A 15,884-nucleotide genomic window follows, 5' to 3' on the forward strand; every position below is an offset into this window, starting at 1 on the left:
TCACATTTTTCCGTGGTGTCTACGTATCTATAGATGCCCTTCTTGGGATATTGATTTGGTTCGAAATCCAGTGCGAAACACTTGTTTTCCTATCAGAGTTCGATAATTGACACATAAAAATAGTTTCATTTTTAGATCTTGCCCGGTTTTGAACAAAGCATAGACTGGTTGTCTTCCTTTTTCTTCTCCAAAAACTAGCTGACGACTTGTTTCCTGGCCATGTTTATTGTGCGCTTCAGATCTAACCTCGAATTTAATCTCCATTGGATTGGATCTTGCTAGGTTTATCCTATATGTCTAATGATGTGAAAACCATTACTGCTTTCGCTTCAGTCTCCTTGGCTAGCTTTTCAATCTTTTTTTCTGCACCGATAGCGGCCAATGAATTGCCTCTTGATACTTGGAAATCAATAATGGATCACGCTCAAACTCAATATGATAAGGGTAATTTGACTGGGGCCTGTACTCATGCAACCAATCTTGCACATTTCATGAATTTAGAGATTTATAAGGTTGGTCAAACAGGTAATCAGTCCCTTAAGCGTGATGTGACGTTTTTGATGTGGGATTGGCAGACCTATGTTGGCAAATATTGTGGTGGTAGACCATTACTTAAAAAATCAAGACTTTGGAACGAAATCGAACGTCAATAATTTTTTCTTCTTTTCTGGAATTTAAATGGCGTACGTCTTTCTACCTTTGTTTCTACGCCTTCATCACGTATTGATCATTCATGCGTAAAAACCAATTTGCTCAACTTTTTGTACTAGTCAGTTGTCGCGTTGTTTTTTAAGCTTATGAATTTTACCCCCTCCCCTTGATTGCCTCAATGTCTCTGTTCATTGTGGTTTTTTGTAAATCTAGGTTTTATAGGGAATGTTATCGAGATCAGACCGATTAATTCTTTCTTGCATTCGGTTCGTCTGTTTTCCTTCTTAGTGATTAGAACCTGGTTATTACTTCTCTCTAGGTTTGTTGTTATACTCTTGCAGGTCGTTTAACACTCTTGACACCTTTCGCAAGATCTCTAGGTTAATTCACACACTCTACAGTCATCATTGCAGCTTGATGACGGATTTGAGTTGTTTACAACGTCTGTTTGCTATGAAAGCGTTATGGTAGTACGCATTTTTGTTGGTTTATGGAAGGTCTAGCATTGAGAACGACTCTGCAACTAACCTCGTCACGCTTAATTTTTCTGGCTTGATCTCTATCCGAACGGTTGTTCTTTAAGACCTTGTCCAACGTTATTAGCTGCACCTAAGTGTATATTTGAAAATGTTCTGAGGCCGCTTCCAGAGATCAATCTAATCGTCTTGATTTCCGTAAAAAATTGAGTGCTTCAATTCCCTCGTGGGAGTGTTTTATGGGCCCAATGATTATAGAAATTGTTTGATCTCAGACTCGAATGTGATAACACCATGATTTAGGCCATCTTCTCCAGTGAATAGAGCTAAACACCCAATTGCATTTGGAAATGCCTCACGTGTCTTCACGACAAAGTGACTCAGGTCATTGGCAGACCACAAACATTCGCTTCCCTCGCGCCGCTCGGTCTGAAGAAGCCCATAACCCTCCGCGAAGCGACAACCAACGTCTTCACCACGGCGACTTAGCATCTCAGAAAAAGCGTCTTCGTGTCCGTTTCTTCTTGACAGTTCAAGCCACTCTTTGATCTCTGGTATATCGATTGCTGCTGAAGCCGGCACCAATTGACTGAGAGTCCCGACTGAACAGACTTGAGCAGAACTTGGTGATTTGCGAGCATCAACGACGACAACTGGGCAATCAATCGGCGACCATTTTTGCTTTTCAGTCAGCTGTTTGGCGCATTCAATCAGCACAGAACGATGGACTTTTAGTAAGGCATCGAGTCGTTTCTGAACATTCACTGGCGACTCGCTGTTCTGAACAGATTATTGCCATGAATATTGCTTTTGAGATCCCTCCGGAATTATTTATCAAGCTTCGTCTCTGACTCAGCGGCAGATGAAGGCTCAGTCAGTCAATACCTATCGTTCGGCTCGGAGCCAAAGTCTGTGTTTTTCTGAATTGTTCTTGTCCTGCTCCTATTTGGGCTTTCGGCTAGTTGTCTAATGCCTTCATGAATGCTGCCACTCCTCGTTTTGGGTGTGGATTTGGCCGCTCCAGGCATTGATGCTCGGCGTGACTGATCCGTTGTCCGATCCCCTCTGAGAGCTCGTGTCCAACCTGAAGTTGCACAAACCGACCGTCTTAAGCCAACCTTAAGGAGTTGCTTCTTTCCCTTGGGTTAAAGCCCCCTGTCGTCATGGCCGCAATCATCCGTTTTACCTCCGGCCCCGAACCCGTATGGCGCCGTTGTCTTGAGCGCTGCTGGTCTCTGGAATGCGACATTGACCCTCTGATCCTTCAGGCCCGTTGGCTTCATCACCAAGGCCTCCATCAGGAGGCTTGCGCTGTGGAAGAAGAGCTTCACCCTGTTTTTTGAGTTTCTTTGGACTGATTGCTTGAAGTCTCATTGACCTTTTAGAGCAGTTTGAATACTGCTGAACGCTCAGTCGACTTTTGTGGAACATTGATTGTCCATGGTCAACGATTGATGTATTGACCTCTTTGCCGCGAGCTCCTGCTATATCTCAAGTGATCTTGTCTCTTCGTGAATATTGGCGTGTCCAACAAATGAATTGCAGCATTTTATGACCTATCAAAGTTCAATTGGCGCGCGATTCTGTTCCATTTGGTCTACATCGTTGGTTTTTGAGCGATTTTTGCCTCTTACAACTCATGGTTGATTGGCCGAGTGGCCAAGGTTTTTGTCTGTGTTCAAAACGACCGAATCCAGGTAATGGTTGTAGTTTCCTCTTTCATGCCCATTGCTTCCTTGTTTGATTCAAACCGCCTTTCATCCAGTCTTTGATTCTTTATCTGTTTTTAGGAGTTGCCTTAGTTTCGCTATGATCTTCAAAGATCTGTAACCACTTGTGGCTCGACGTTATCTCGTCATACCAGTAGTTCTTTTGGGTTTTATGGTTAATTCTTGTTCGATGGGCTACCCATCACGATCTGAAGCAGAGACTGCTTGTAATGAATGGGAAAGCCAGCAGGATGAAGTTGATTATGAGCGAGAGTTGCTGGGTTTCGAGAAAAGGAGAAAATTTGAGCAAGATAATCCAAGGCCTGATGCCGCTTTCTGGGATGATGAAATTCTTGAGTGGGAGAAGCAAAAAATAGCTTATGCTTCAAAGATAATTAGTGAAAATGTAGCCATCAGTCCACGCCTCTGCCAAGAGCAGCAAGAATCATCCCAGTTCTTAGGTTTTGAGAACAATGCAATTATAAATGGCACTTATCAGGATGCAGTGGGTAAAAAGGGTGAGTGGACAGTCGTTAAGCATTTCCGTTATTAGTCTTTCGAGCCACTTGGTTGGGTTCTTGTGTTTACTTGTTCAGTGCTTTGTGGATTGAAGCTTTGGAGATTTTTGAACCTCACTAATGTAAGTATCTGAAGTGTTACGGAGGCTTGTTCTATAATGTTGTTGTACAGCGCTAGATCTCGTTGATTGAGACGGGTAATGCTTTTTTCTTGCCGTGAAGATGAATTTTTTTTCTAAGCAAAAACGACGTCTTTCTCTCAACAAAGAAGCCTTGCTGTTCAATGCAGGTTCTATGTTTGACTATTTTGCGTTGTTTTTTTTAATTTCAACCGCTATAGAAAAAGCCTATAATCGCCAGGTTCCCACTTATTATGAATATGGATTTATTGCTGTAACTCTTTTTTCCTGGCTTTTGGGATTGCCGTATGAATGGAAATTACGCTGGGCAAGATACGTAGGAGTTATCTATGTTCTTTCTATGGTTTTAATTCTTTGCATCTACCTATCGATCGGATTGCCTAGCTGAATAAGGACATAAATCAGTGCTCCACAGTTTTTTATATCCCTGCTTTTAGTTTGTTTAAGGGTTGCAGATTTCAATGCGCCTTAGCAGTTCCTCCTTATTGAGCTGCGTGACCACAAACACTTCCTGAGCGCTTGTGCCCTTACGGGCAAGCATCTTGAAACCGCCTGATACCGGTATCGAAACGCGCAGCTGAAGATTTGAGCTACGTCCGCGAACTCTTGAAATCACACCTGGAGTGATCGTTTGGATCTCAGGATCCCTGGCAAGAACCTTTAGCCAGGGGATCAACCCTTCGACATAGGTGCTGTGCGTGATGACCAGGCGCCCCACAGAGAATTACTGCTTGCTGAAACTTGAGCTGGTCGAAGCTAATGGATTTGGCTACAGAGAAGAGAGAGTTCTGCCTGCCATGCTCCAATCCGTCGACAGGCTGCTTCGTGAGGTGACTGGCCCGTTGCAGGATCGTTGCGGCCCTCAGGCCAGGGTGCTGACGGCAGAGGTTCACGGCGACGAAGTCCGTGGTTTGGCCTTTTGTCCTGGAAAGGTTCTCCGATACGTTTTGGCAGCGCGCAATAGACGCATCAAAACAACTGAAATGCTTCGCTTGGCTCGCACAAGCAGGCAGCCTGCTGCCTGATCGGTAGCCAGATCAGCTTTGTTGGTCAGTCAAGCTCATTGATCACGACCGAGCTGAGTGCCTGCTCGACTTTGTTTTGAAACAATTTTGTGTCTACTCGTAGTAGCAGCAAGCCTGCCGCTAAAAGACCGAAAGCTTGGACGACGAACACTCCGGCATAGGCCTCAAAGCTGTTCTGAGATCCAGTGATTTCGCCAAAGATGCTCAACAACGCTCCGCCGCTGATGGTGGCCAGCCCCCGTGCATAGGCCTGAGCCAAGCCCCAGACTCCGATAAATGTTCCTGCCATCAGAGGCGAAGTCAGACCGAGCATCAGCGTGAGGCTTGCATTGGTGCTGATTCCGGCTCCTACGCCGAAAAGGAACAGTGCTTTCTGGAAGAGCGATGTTGAGGCCAGAGATCCTGATACCACCATCATCAACACGAAGAGTGCAGAAAGCACTCCACCGCTCAGAGCTGTCCGTTGGGCGCCAAGTCGAGGTGTGATCAAGAAGCCTGTTGCACCAATTCCCAGCAACGTTCCAACCCCCCACACGGCATTTAGCCGCGTGCTCGTGCAGAGATCCATGGCGAACACCGCTCCGCCGTAGGGCTCCAGCACAGCTTCCTGTAGAAACAACGCGAACGTGAACAGGGACAGAACAACAAAGAAATACCCCACCTGTGGGGATTGTTTCAGCACACTCCATGCGCCACTGAGAGAAATGTTCTGATTGATCGCCAGTGGTGGCTGATCTTTGGAATTGCCGGTTTTCAGACGTGGCTCCACCCCTGCAATTGAAGCCACGACAAGCGTGAAGATCACCAGGGGTGCCACCGTGATCAGCCTTTCCACTCCAGAGATCAGATTGGTCAGCTCAGCGGTTTCGCATGAGGAGCCAAGAAACGAACTCAGTAGAATGGCTCCTGCGACGATGCCCACCATCAGCATCGACCACACAACAGACACCAGGGCAGGTCGCTGTTTTTCAGTGCTCACATCAACCAGTAGCGCTGCAAATGGGGTGGAACTGGCTGCAATGGCCAGCCCATAGAACACAAACACCAGGGCGAGGATCAGCCCTCTCCAGATCACATCAGCCTCACTGCCTGCTTGAGATGCTTCTGCCAGCCAGAGAACGTTGCGGCCTGCAATCCACGTCAATAGGCAAAACGCCGCTGCGCCGCCAACAATGAAGGGTGTGCGCCGTAGTTGATTCCAACGGCAGCGATCCGATTGCTGTCCAAACCAGATTCTGGAGAAGGCAACCAGTTGCTGACTGCCGAGAGCCAGTGCGGTTAGCGCGGCAGGCACCTCAAATTCATCAATCAGCAGTCTGTTGAAGATGCCAAGGGTCAGAACTGAGAGAGCACCGAGACAGGCCTGAAACAGACCAAGACGCAATGCAAGGGCAATGAACCGTGCTGATCCCACCGGCTGCAAAAGCGATTCGCTGACCTTAGGTGGCCCTTAGCAGCGCTCCACTGGAGCCATCGTCAACCCCTCCGAAGCAAGTTGTTGGTGATACAACTCGGCTTGTTCCAGCGGACCACACCAGACCTCCGCACGGCCTTCTCCGTCGATACGACGGGCCAGAGCCCAGGCACGATCTGAATTCATGCCGGGAATGATCTTGCAGAGGCACTCCACCACATGTTCAAACGTGTTCACGTCATCGTCCAGCACGATCACGCGTGCTTCCGGATAGCGCTGAGTTGTGCCCTGGCGTTCAAGAACCGTTGCTGCACCGGGTGATGACGAAGTCATGAGGTCTCGTGAACAGACGGGATGAATCCGCAGGGAAGCTTAGTTACACTGCCGTCATCCAAGAGATCCACAATGCTTTTCACCCTGGGTTGGGCTTCTCTCGCAGCTGTGTTCAGCTTTTCGATCGCCATGGTGGTGTGGGGTCGCAACGGTGACGGCTCCATTAATTTCTGACGTGTACGAGACGCTCCAGTCTCCTCTGGTCAATCAAGCACTTGCTGTTACAGCTGTAGCACTGCTCGTGTTCGTTAGTGGTTCTGTGATTTATCTGTCCACGATTGAGTGGAGAGATCGACGACGTCGTCGGTGACAGTGTGTTCGAAACTGCTCTTTTGAGTCGGAGCTTGCAGCGTTGCCGCATGCAGCTGTTGCGTTCAACAGCCACGCTGGCTGGTATTTCGTTGCTGCTTGGATCTGGTTTGATCGGATTGCGCTTAACGAATCGTGGCCTGCACTGGGCTGATGACAGTTCAGCTTCGTCCTTGGCTCAATTGTCAGGCGCTCTGATTCTTGTCCAGAGTTTCCGTGGTGATCCGAAACGAACTGTTCCGTCGCTCTGGACAGATCGTTTGGGTGTTAAGCCAGCTTCTGATCTTTGGCAGCGATATGGCCGTTCGATCTGGTGGCAGGGGTGGTCACAGGACGGTGATGCCTATCTGATTCTGTCGTCCTCAACGTTTCCTGCCGAGATTGAAGGGCTTCAACGTCAGCGTGTGGGATCGATGGAGGTTCTGGCTTCAGACGCACTGCATCGCCAGCAGCTGCTGCAACGGCTGAAAACCAATCAGGTCTCAACAACCAAGCTTCAGCCCGACAGTCTCTTGGGATCCTGTCTTCAGGCCTTGTCGGAGAGCCCCGGGGTCATCTGGAATGCGGACGCCCTTGCAACACTCAGCGGAACGCTTGCGCCCTTGCTCCAGCAGGGTCGAGAAGGTTGTGTTCAGCTACGACTTCAGTCCAATCAACTTCTCTGGAATGGCGTCATCGGGCGTCGACCGTTGAGTTCCCTCACCCAGCAGACCTCGGTGTTAGTCCCAGGGCCTTTTCATGCCAGTTCGAGTCAGACACTCACTGATCTGAACTCCGGTAACGCAAGATCACCCGAAGCAACATCCACCGAAGCAACATCCACCGAAGCAAAATCCAGCGATCTCACGTTGCTTCAGATCAGTGGAAAGCGTGTGGATTTGATTCTGGGAACTCTGCTGTCGCGTCAGATCATTCAGGCGCCACTCGAGGAGCTTTACGGAATCAACGGTGGTATGCGATCCAAAATCGCTGATCTTCCGTTTTCCATGAGGCTGCAGAGCCGTCCTAGCGGTGTTTATAAAGCTGGTTTGCAAATTCAATTGCCATTGACTGGGAGTCGTGAGCAATGGACATCAATTCTCGAAGCGGTGTCGGATCGCCTTGATTCCAGGGGATACCAGAAGCTTCAGCAGGTTCCGGCTTCAGCCGAGCCTTCCAGTCTTTGGCAGCTGCGCGATGATCCCGATCAGACCATCGTTGGTGGCTGGGAGATCATCAACGATCAGAAGGTGCCCGTTTTAAGCATCGGATTTGGAACAAAACCTGCTGATCAGCCTTTCCTCGCACCTCTCTTGCAGAAGCACTCCTACTCGCTCAGGATTACGGCTGACCCCAAGCATTTAACGCAACTTGGTTTCCTTGGAGGTCTGTGGCCGAAGCCTGTGCAGAGCGCATCGACTCTCAACATTGAGATCAGACCTCTCAACTCCTCAGGAGCCAACCAGTCAGCCCGGCAGTCGTGGTGGAGAGTGCACGGGAGCCTGAACCTGGCTCCTGACTCTTAATCCTGGGATGCTTTTTCAGCCCTCTGTCGCTCACGTTTGCGTCGTTCGGCTGCGAGCGTTTCTTCCATGAGTTCAACGGCCTGAACCATCTTTTCGAGATTGCTGCGGTAGAGACTCAGATCCTTCTCCAGGCGAGGACGAGACAATCCGATCTGCTCACCGATGGCGTGCACCGTTTTGCTCAGTTCTTCGGGATCATCACTCTCATTGCCCTGAGCTTCGGAGAGCAGACTGAACAATCCAACGGCTACGAGACGGGAATAGTGGAAGTCATCCTCTGTCACCGCTGAAAGGCCGGTTGCCAGAGGTTCTGGGGCACCTTTCCCCTTTGACTTCAACCAGGTTTGGACGTCGTCAACAGTGTGGCCCTGAACGGCCTTCGTACTCCCTTGCGCAAGAGCCTTAATTTCATCGCCGTCAAACCCATTGCAACTGCAGAGAGCGGAGAACAACGGTTCAAGTTGTTTCTCCGGGCGATACCCCTTCGTGAAGGCATGGAAGACCTGACACAACCCCACTGCGAATAACGCATTGATCCTGAAGTGGGTTTGATGACTCAGCAGGTGCAGTTCCACCAGCAGCTCATCTGCTGTGCGTCGATACAGCGAAGGAATGACGTAAGGGAAAGCTGTGTGAAAGGCTTTCTTGCTGTCAGCGATCGTCTGGGACCCAGTCAAGCTTTTCTAAGGCTGTCTTTAAGGCAAGACCATAGCGCTGCTGTTGCCGCCGTTAAGATTCAGTGAGTCAGCAGGTCCAACATGATCCCCATCGTGATTGAGGAATCCGGACGCGGGGAAAGGGCGTTTGATATTTATTCGCGCTTGCTGCGCGAGCGAATCATCTTTCTCGGTGAAGCTGTCACAAGTGAGTCGGCCAACAGGATTGTTGCCCAGCTGCTGTTTCTTGAAGCAGAGGATCCTGAAAAGGACATCTACCTCTACATCAATTCTCCGGGAGGATCTGTTTACGACGGTCTTGGCATTTTTGACACCATGCAGCACATCAAGCCCGATGTTCATACCGTCTGCGTCGGCCTTGCAGCCAGCATGGGTGCGTTTCTTCTGTGTGCGGGTACTAAAGGAAAGCGAAGCAGCCTTCAGCATTCACGCATCATGATTCACCAGCCTCTCGGTGGGGCAAGGGGACAGGCCAGTGATATTCGTATTCAGGCTGACGAAATTCTTTTCTTGAAAGATCGTTTGAATAGGGAGCTTGCTGACAGAACCAGTCAACCTCTTGACAAAATCCAGACCGATACTGATCGCGATTTCTTTATGTCCCCATCTGAAGCCAAGGATTATGGATTAATCGACAGCGTTATTGATAAACGTCCCGTACATTCGGTTTGATTGCGATCAGATTAAAAAACTCCCTATAAGGGAGTTTTTATGTTTTAAGTTTGCCCTTGTTTTGTTAAAGCTAAATCAAAAAAATTCCAGGTTTAATTTTGAGCCTGGAATGAGTAGTATTTAATTATTAGGGTTAGTTCAAAACTGGAGAGAATCGATCTTTCTCTGGAATTGTGGTGTAATTAGCGAGAACTTCGCGGAATTCATCACCATCCATCGTCTCTTTTTCAATCAGTAATTCAACAAGACGGTCCATGGCTTCACGTTGACCTTGAACAAGGCTCAAAGTCTCTTCGTAGCACTGCATCACGATGCCTCGAACCTGCTCATCGATTTGCTTTGAAGTGCCTTCAGAGGTGTCGCTGCGCGTCATCAGATCTCTGCCGATAAACACTTCCTGGCTTCCACCTTCTGTCGACATCTGGCCAAGACCACTCATTCCATAGCGCGTCACCATCTGCCGAGCGATTGAGGCAACCATCTGGATGTCTCCGCCAGCTCCGGTGGTGACTTCCGCGTATCCAAAAACAACGTCCTCAGCGGCACGTCCGCCAAGAGCTCCCATGATCCGTGCTTTCAGCTGCGAACGGGACACGAGCATTTGTTCTTCATCGGGAGAGAACCAGGTCAGACCCTGAGCTTGTCCTCGTGGAATCAGGGTGACTTTCTGGACGGGATCGTGATCCTTCACCAGGCTGCCGACCAAAGCATGCCCCACCTCGTGATAGGCGATCAATCGCTTACTGCGGCCGTCAGTCAGAGGGTGACCTTCCAATCCCGCGATGATGCGGTCAACGGCATCATCGATTTCAGCAAGGCTGATGGTTTCCTTACGACGACGGGCTGTGAGTATCGCTGCTTCATTCAGAAGATTGGCGAGGTCAGCGCCTGTGAAGCCAGGGGTCCTCCGAGCGATGCTTTCTAGAGAAAGATCGGGAGCAAGCTTCTTGTTGCGTGAGTGGACCTTAAGGATGGAAAGGCGACCCTTGATGTCAGGAGCATCGACTGTCACTTGACGGTCGAAACGGCCAGGTCGCATCAAGGCTGAGTCGAGAACGTCGGGGCGGTTGGTCGCCGCAATGATGATGATTCCACTGTTGCCCTCGAAGCCATCCATCTCGGTGAGCAGTTGGTTCAGTGTTTGCTCACGTTCGTCATTGCCGCCACCGATTCCAGCTCCTCGCTGACGTCCGACTGCATCAATTTCATCAATAAAAATCAGACAAGGGCTGTTTTCCTTCGCGCGTTTGAACAGGTCCCTGACTCTGCTGGCACCTACACCAACAAACATTTCAACGAATTCTGAACCCGATAGGGAAAAGAAGGGAACACCAGCTTCTCCTGCAATGGCCTTGGCCAAGAGTGTTTTGCCGGTGCCTGGAGGTCCAACCAGCAAAACACCCTTAGGGATCTGGGCTCCAACAGATGTGAATTTTTCAGGCTGCTTCAGGAACGTCACGACCTCTTCAAGGTCTTGCTTGGCTTCGTTGACGCCTGCCACGTCGTCAAACATCACACCTGTTTCCGCTTCCATCGCAAAGCGGGCCTTAGTTTTGCCAAATTGCATGGCCTGACCTGGGCCGCCTGGCATGTTATTGCCACGGCGTGCCAGGAAAATCAAGGAACCAATGAGAAGCAGCGGGAACAACAGATTTCCCAGGATGCCAAGAGCAGGTGGAGCAGTCTTAGGAGGGTGAACATCAAAACTGATGCCTTCTGATTTGAGGGTATTGATCAGTTCAGGTGCCAATCCAGGCAGGTCAACTCTCAAGCGTTGGACACGGTTGTCGAGATCGGGATCAACCGCTTCTACCACCGCATCACGGCCGCCGTCGTAGATGTCAACGGAAGTCACTCGACCAGCTTCTACGTAGTCGAGGAAGCGGCCGTAGCTCATCCTCGCTACAGCTGTGTTGCGTGGGGCCACTGTGGGGCCGCCTGGCTTCAGGTTGCTCAGGGCCCCGCTGCCGAAGAATTGCAATGCCAGCAGCAGAGCAACAGTGATGGGAAGTCCCCAGAGAAGGATCTGCCGCCAGCGCTGATTCATGGCATTAATGAGGATTCGACGATCGTAAGAGCTTCGGGTTACAAACTGTGCAGTTGTTCTACCTAAAGACTGCGCAAAGCCGTAATCGGATCAAGTCGTGCTGCGCGCCTTGCAGGAACAACACCGAAGAACAGTCCGATTGAACCTGAAAGCCCAACTGTCAGAAGCACTGTTGGTACACCAATGGCCGCTGGGAGTGGGGTGAACAAGGCCACCGCCGCGATAGCTCCATAACCGGCTGCTGTTCCAATGACCCCTCCCAGGCTGGACAGAACCAGAGATTCGACCAGAAACTGACGCAAAACATCCGAGCTGCGTGCACCAAGTGCTTTTCGGAGTCCGATTTCCTCGGTTCTCTCGCTCACGGATACCAACATGATGTTCATGATGCCGATTCCGCCGACGAGCAAAGAAACACCTCCGATGGCACCAAGCATCAAGGTCAGACCACCAGTAATGGTGCCAACGATCGTCAGTGCGTCCTGCTGAGAGCGAACAGCGAAGTCGTCATCGCGAAGAATGCGATGCCTTTGACGCAGAAGATTGGAGATTTGGAATTTCGCCGCACTTGTACTTTTTTCATCTCTGGCCTCGGCACTGATGAAACTGAGGCTGACTCCATAGGTCGGGTCGCGCCCTGTCAGGCGGCTGACCATGGTGGTCAGTGGGATATAGGCGTTTTCATCCTGATTGGACCCGAAGACCGCTCCCTTGGGGGCCATCACACCAATCACACTGAAACTCTGATCACGGATGCGCAGGGAACTACCAATGGCTCCGCCGCCTGGAAACAGTTTGTCGCGTAGATCAGGACCGATTACCACAACGGTTCGTGCTGCCTGGACGTCCTGTTCGCTGATGAAACGTCCCCGTCCCACTTCAAAACTTCTGACAGGTAGGAATTCCGGTGTCACTCCAAAGATGGCTGCGGTGCTACTCCTTGCCCCAGACTGCACCACCTCGTTGGCATTGATCTGAGGAGCCACGCGCTTAACGCTGGGGACCTGTTGAGCAATTGCCTCAGCATCCTCCAGTACCAGAGTGCGGGGAAAAGCAACCCCCTGACGCCTTGTGTCGTTACTGCCAGGCACGACGAACAGCACATTGGCTCCCAGATTGCTCAACTGGCTTTCAGCAAGATTCTGGGCACCACGTCCCACCCCGACCAGCGTGATCACGGAGGCATTGCCGATCACAATGCCGAGCATGGTCAACAGGCTGCGCAACCTGTTGGCCTTCAGGGTGTTGAGGGCCATACCGATCGTTTCGGCGATGGGCAGATTGCTGGCCATGGATGAATGCTCAGGCTCAGAGCATCGTGTCGAGTTTCACGGCCATGTTGCTGCCCGTTCCTCGATGAACGGCTCCTTCCTTGACTAGAAGGGTCACAACCTCGCCCTCCAACAGATCGCGGGTCGCGTTGGCAATGCCTGCAATCACGGGGATGCCAAGACGCTGGGCAATAACCGCTGCATGGGAATTCTCTGCGGGGGTTTCAGTGATCACCGCTGCGGCGTCTCTGATCGCGTCGAGATAGTCAGCATCCGTATCGGTGGCCACAAGAACCTCCCCGGGTTCGAGCTTGGCGCAGTCACTTGCGCAAGTTGCGATGCGCACTTTTCCGCTGATCGATCCGCTGCCGAAGCCTGTCCCACGACCGAGCACAGCGCTCACGATGCCCACCTTGATCAGATCAGTGGAGCCGCTGACGCCAGCCAGGGTGCCAGCGGTCTGAACACAAAGGTCTCCGTCATTGAGCACGCCCAGCTCCTGCGCTACTCCCATGGCGAGAGTGAAGGTTGCGGTTGTGCTCTGCTGAGTTTCGATTAGCAATGGGGTCACACCCCAGACAAGTTGGAGTTTCCTGGCAACTGACACCTCTGATGTCACTGCGAGGATCGGGGTGGACGGCCGAAATTTACTCACGTTGTGTGCGGTGGAACCGCTTTTGGTGAGCGGCAGAATTGCGGCCGCATTGAGCTGTCGGGCAATGCTGCTGACTGCGCCACTAATGGCATTGGGAATGGTGCTCGGCAGATGCGTATCGATCGGGCGTTGCGGGTAGTCCCGTTCAATTCGCCGGGCGATCGTGGCCATCGTCTCCACGGCTTCCACAGGAAAATCTCCCACTGCAGTCTCATTGGAGAGCATCACTGCATCGGTGCCATCAAGAATGGCGTTCGCCACATCGCTGACTTCAGCACGTGTGGGACGAGGGCTTGAGGCCATCGAATCCAGCATCTGTGTGGCAGTGATGATCGGTATGCCAAGGCTGTTGGCCTTGTGGATCAGATCCTTCTGCAGCAGAGGAACCTCTTCGGCAGGCATTTCAACGCCGAGATCACCCCGGGCCACCATCACTCCGTCACACAGGGGGAGGATGGCGTCGATCTGATCAATCGCCTCAAATTTCTCGATCTTGGCGACCACTGGGGTCGAGAAGCCGTGCTTCCTGATCAGCTCGCGAATTTCCTGCATGTCCGAGGGATTACGGACGAAACTCAACGCGACCCAGTCCACTCCCTGTTGCAGGCCGAACGCCAGATCCTGACGGTCCTTGGTGGTGAGTGCTCTAACGGATAGCTGAACATCAGGGAAATTGACTCCCTTGTTGTTGGACAGCACTCCGCCAACGCTCACAACGCAGTGAAGGGTCTGGTCAACCTCATCCACACGGTCAACTTTCATCTCGACCCTTCCGTCGTCGAGAAGGATGCGACTGCCTGCCGTGACCTCCTCTGCAAGCCTTTCATAGGTGACCGTGGCAACGGTCTGATTGCAACGAACTTGTTTAGACGTGAGTGCGAAGTGATCACCCTTCCCCAGGGTGATCGGCCCTTCTTCGAAACGACCCAGTCGAATTTTCGGTCCTTGAAGATCCTGCAGGATTCCAATGTGAACCCCGAGCTCATGCGCCACCTGGCGGATGGTGGCGATCCGGGCCGCATGCTCGGAGTGGTCTCCGTGCGAGAAGTTCAGTCGAAATGTTGTCGCGCCTGCTTGAACCAGTTCCCGAATGCGTTCGGGACTCTCGGTGGCTGGGCCGATCGTGGCAACGATCTTAGTTCTTCGGGTCAGATCGAGCTCGGCCATCCTTGCCGTCGGAAACCAGCGGAATCTACCGTCATGCCCTCAACCTACTGATGACCTTCCTTGCTCCTCAACGACTATCAACTTCAATCCCGTAACACGGCCCGATACCCCGATGCCGGCAACAATCTGATCTATCCAACCTTGGGATTGACAGGTGAAGCCGGTGAGGTCGCCGACAAAGTCAAGAAACTGATCCGCGATCGTGGAGGCGTTGTAGATGAGCGCTTCACCGAGGACGTGGCTCTAGAGCTGGGTGATGTGCTCTGGTACGTGGCGCAACTCGCTACGGAACTTGGTCTCAGCCTCGAACAAGTGGCATCTGCCAATCTCCGCAAACTCAAAAGTCGTTCCCAACGCGGCACCCTCAAGGGGGAGGGTGATCACCGTTGAGAACCAAGTGATCTGTGGTCAGCCGTACATGCCGAAACCGCCAGCGAAGGCGAAGCTTGCAGACATGAGTAACTGCTGCATCAGGCTCAGGGCAATGAAGGCCAGAATTGCCGAGAGATCCAGTCCACCGAGCGGCGGGATCAAGCCACGAAAGGCATTCAAATAGGGATCGGTAATCGAACTCACAGTGCTGAGCACAGGATTTCCCCAGTCGAGATTGGGGAACCAGCTCAGTAGGACTCGCACGATCAAGACCAGCGAGTAAATCTGGAGTGTCTGGGCAAGTACTTGAAGGACTGTGGACACAAGCTCGATGGCCATGGAAACCGCGGAATTAATAGAACTCTATGCAGCCTGGGATGGTTCGGAGCTACCTCCCAGGTCAGGAAGGACTGAAAACGTTCGGTGAAATTTCTCGGAGAGGGTGATCCAGTAGGAGCGACCTTCGCTTTGACGCTTGCGTTCGATGAAGTTCTGGTTCACCAGTTCCTTGATGTGGTCGTAGGCACCAGAACCTCTGAGATCAACAAGATCAGACTGAAGAATCCTTTTTTTCAGCGCAACTGTGGCCAGGGTCCTCAGCGTTGCTGTTGAGAGATTCACGGGCAGCAGATCGCGCACAAGTTCACCCAGGCCAGGACGTAACTGCAGGCTGTAACGACCGTTGCTTTGGTTGATCTCCAAAGAGGTGTCTCGTTGGGCGTAGCCAGCAATCAGGATGAGCATTCCCTGCTCGGTCTCCGATTCGGAAAGACCAACTAGGGAGGTCAGCTCCTGCAGGCTCACTGGTCGCCCTTTTAAGTACAAGATCGCCTCTAGACGTGCGGGAAGTGACACCAGAGACACAGCGTCCTGAGGGCTTTGACTGCCTTGTTGGTCGCTTCTCTGGTCCAAGCCAGCATCCTTGAGTCCGACAAGCCAAGGT

The 15,884-nt window shown here is 51.5% G+C and carries 19 protein-coding genes; 9 read left to right on the top strand and 10 right to left on the bottom strand.

Going from position 1 to position 15,884, the window contains the following annotated elements:
• Positions 1 to 293: 293 nt before the first annotated feature.
• Positions 294 to 653 (top strand): hypothetical protein, encoded by a 360-nt coding sequence (locus DXY31_RS05560; protein ID WP_137024911.1) that lies wholly within the window; start codon positions 294 to 296, stop codon positions 651 to 653.
• Positions 654 to 1,379: 726 nt separating this feature from the next.
• On the opposite strand, the gene DXY31_RS05565 is transcribed toward DXY31_RS05560, so the two are convergent.
• Positions 1,380 to 1,892: a hypothetical protein gene (locus DXY31_RS05565; RefSeq protein ID WP_114992810.1), complete on the bottom strand. Its 513-nt coding sequence runs from the start codon at positions 1,890 to 1,892 to the stop codon at positions 1,380 to 1,382.
• A gap of 398 nt (positions 1,893 to 2,290) precedes the next feature.
• Between DXY31_RS05565 and DXY31_RS05570 the strand changes: the two genes are divergently transcribed.
• From DXY31_RS05570 to DXY31_RS05580, 3 genes are all read left to right on the top strand, one after another.
• Positions 2,291 to 2,470 (top strand): hypothetical protein, encoded by a 180-nt coding sequence (locus tag DXY31_RS05570; protein WP_114992811.1) that lies wholly within the window; start codon positions 2,291 to 2,293, stop codon positions 2,468 to 2,470.
• A 556-nt stretch (positions 2,471 to 3,026) separates the two neighbouring features.
• On the top strand, positions 3,027 to 3,389 hold the full coding sequence (locus DXY31_RS05575) for a hypothetical protein (protein WP_114992812.1): 363 nt from the start codon (positions 3,027 to 3,029) through the stop codon (positions 3,387 to 3,389).
• Positions 3,390 to 3,570: 181 nt separating this feature from the next.
• On the top strand, positions 3,571 to 3,882 hold the full coding sequence (locus tag DXY31_RS05580) for a hypothetical protein (RefSeq protein ID WP_137024913.1): 312 nt from the start codon (positions 3,571 to 3,573) through the stop codon (positions 3,880 to 3,882).
• A gap of 54 nt (positions 3,883 to 3,936) precedes the next feature.
• Here DXY31_RS05580 and DXY31_RS05585 read toward each other — a convergent pair whose 3' ends face one another.
• Positions 3,937 to 4,212, bottom strand: coding sequence for a DUF2103 domain-containing protein (locus tag DXY31_RS05585; RefSeq protein WP_114992814.1), 276 nt, complete (start codon positions 4,210 to 4,212; stop codon positions 3,937 to 3,939).
• Between the two features lie 79 nt (positions 4,213 to 4,291).
• Here DXY31_RS05585 and DXY31_RS05590 point away from each other — a divergent pair, with 79 nt between their 5' ends.
• Entirely contained in the window at positions 4,292 to 4,519 is a 228-nt protein-coding gene (locus tag DXY31_RS05590) for a hypothetical protein (RefSeq protein WP_114993088.1), read from the top strand.
• Between the two features lie 25 nt (positions 4,520 to 4,544).
• Here DXY31_RS05590 and DXY31_RS05595 read toward each other — a convergent pair whose 3' ends face one another.
• Positions 4,545 to 5,933: a BCD family MFS transporter gene (locus DXY31_RS05595; RefSeq protein WP_114993089.1), complete on the bottom strand. Its 1,389-nt coding sequence runs from the start codon at positions 5,931 to 5,933 to the stop codon at positions 4,545 to 4,547.
• A 36-nt stretch (positions 5,934 to 5,969) separates the two neighbouring features.
• Positions 5,970 to 6,266 carry an ATP-dependent Clp protease adapter ClpS gene (gene clpS, locus DXY31_RS05600; RefSeq protein WP_114992815.1) on the bottom strand — a complete coding sequence of 99 codons (297 nt, stop codon included), beginning with the start codon at positions 6,264 to 6,266 and terminating at the stop codon, positions 5,970 to 5,972.
• 72 nt (positions 6,267 to 6,338) lie between these two features.
• Between clpS and petN the strand changes: the two genes are divergently transcribed.
• Positions 6,339 to 6,440, top strand: coding sequence for a cytochrome b6-f complex subunit PetN (gene petN / locus DXY31_RS05605; protein WP_066907630.1), 102 nt, complete (start codon positions 6,339 to 6,341; stop codon positions 6,438 to 6,440).
• Positions 6,441 to 6,544: 104 nt separating this feature from the next.
• A complete protein-coding gene (locus DXY31_RS05610; protein WP_137024914.1) occupies positions 6,545 to 8,080 on the top strand; it encodes a hypothetical protein in 1,536 nt (511 codons plus the stop codon).
• On the opposite strand, the gene psb29 is transcribed toward DXY31_RS05610, so the two are convergent.
• The gene (gene psb29 / locus DXY31_RS05615; RefSeq protein ID WP_114992817.1) at positions 8,077 to 8,757 is read right to left on the bottom strand and encodes a photosystem II biogenesis protein Psp29; all 681 of its coding nucleotides are present in this window, start codon (positions 8,755 to 8,757) and stop codon (positions 8,077 to 8,079) included. The two genes, DXY31_RS05610 and psb29, sit on opposite strands and share 4 nt — an antisense overlap.
• An 81-nt stretch (positions 8,758 to 8,838) precedes the next feature.
• Between psb29 and clpP the strand changes: the two genes are divergently transcribed.
• Positions 8,839 to 9,429, top strand: a complete 591-nt coding sequence (clpP, locus tag DXY31_RS05620; protein WP_114992818.1) for an ATP-dependent Clp endopeptidase proteolytic subunit ClpP — start codon at positions 8,839 to 8,841, stop codon at positions 9,427 to 9,429.
• Positions 9,430 to 9,562: 133 nt separating this feature from the next.
• Here the strand turns inward: clpP and ftsH are convergent, their stop codons facing one another.
• The 3 genes from ftsH to pyk form a co-directional block, all read right to left on the bottom strand.
• The gene (gene ftsH, locus DXY31_RS05625; RefSeq protein ID WP_114992819.1) at positions 9,563 to 11,476 is read right to left on the bottom strand and encodes an ATP-dependent zinc metalloprotease FtsH; all 1,914 of its coding nucleotides are present in this window, start codon (positions 11,474 to 11,476) and stop codon (positions 9,563 to 9,565) included.
• Between the two features lie 62 nt (positions 11,477 to 11,538).
• Positions 11,539 to 12,768, bottom strand: coding sequence for an ABC transporter permease (locus tag DXY31_RS05630; RefSeq protein WP_114992820.1), 1,230 nt, complete (start codon positions 12,766 to 12,768; stop codon positions 11,539 to 11,541).
• 16 nt (positions 12,769 to 12,784) lie between these two features.
• Positions 12,785 to 14,569, bottom strand: coding sequence for a pyruvate kinase (gene pyk, locus DXY31_RS05635; RefSeq protein ID WP_114992821.1), 1,785 nt, complete (start codon positions 14,567 to 14,569; stop codon positions 12,785 to 12,787).
• Positions 14,570 to 14,629: 60 nt separating this feature from the next.
• Between pyk and DXY31_RS05640 the strand changes: the two genes are divergently transcribed.
• Positions 14,630 to 14,959: a nucleoside triphosphate pyrophosphohydrolase family protein gene (locus tag DXY31_RS05640; RefSeq protein WP_114992822.1), complete on the top strand. Its 330-nt coding sequence runs from the start codon at positions 14,630 to 14,632 to the stop codon at positions 14,957 to 14,959.
• 18 nt (positions 14,960 to 14,977) lie between these two features.
• On the opposite strand, the gene DXY31_RS05645 is transcribed toward DXY31_RS05640, so the two are convergent.
• Positions 14,978 to 15,280: a YggT family protein gene (locus DXY31_RS05645; protein WP_170953574.1), complete on the bottom strand. Its 303-nt coding sequence runs from the start codon at positions 15,278 to 15,280 to the stop codon at positions 14,978 to 14,980.
• Positions 15,281 to 15,304: 24 nt separating this feature from the next.
• The gene (scpB, locus tag DXY31_RS05650) at positions 15,305 to 15,805 is read right to left on the bottom strand and encodes an SMC-Scp complex subunit ScpB (RefSeq protein WP_114993090.1); all 501 of its coding nucleotides are present in this window, start codon (positions 15,803 to 15,805) and stop codon (positions 15,305 to 15,307) included.
• Positions 15,806 to 15,884 lie beyond the last annotated feature (79 nt).

The sequence above is a fragment of the Synechococcus sp. UW179A genome (genome assembly GCF_900473965.1).
Lineage (GTDB): Bacteria > Cyanobacteriota > Cyanobacteriia > PCC-6307 > Cyanobiaceae > Synechococcus_C.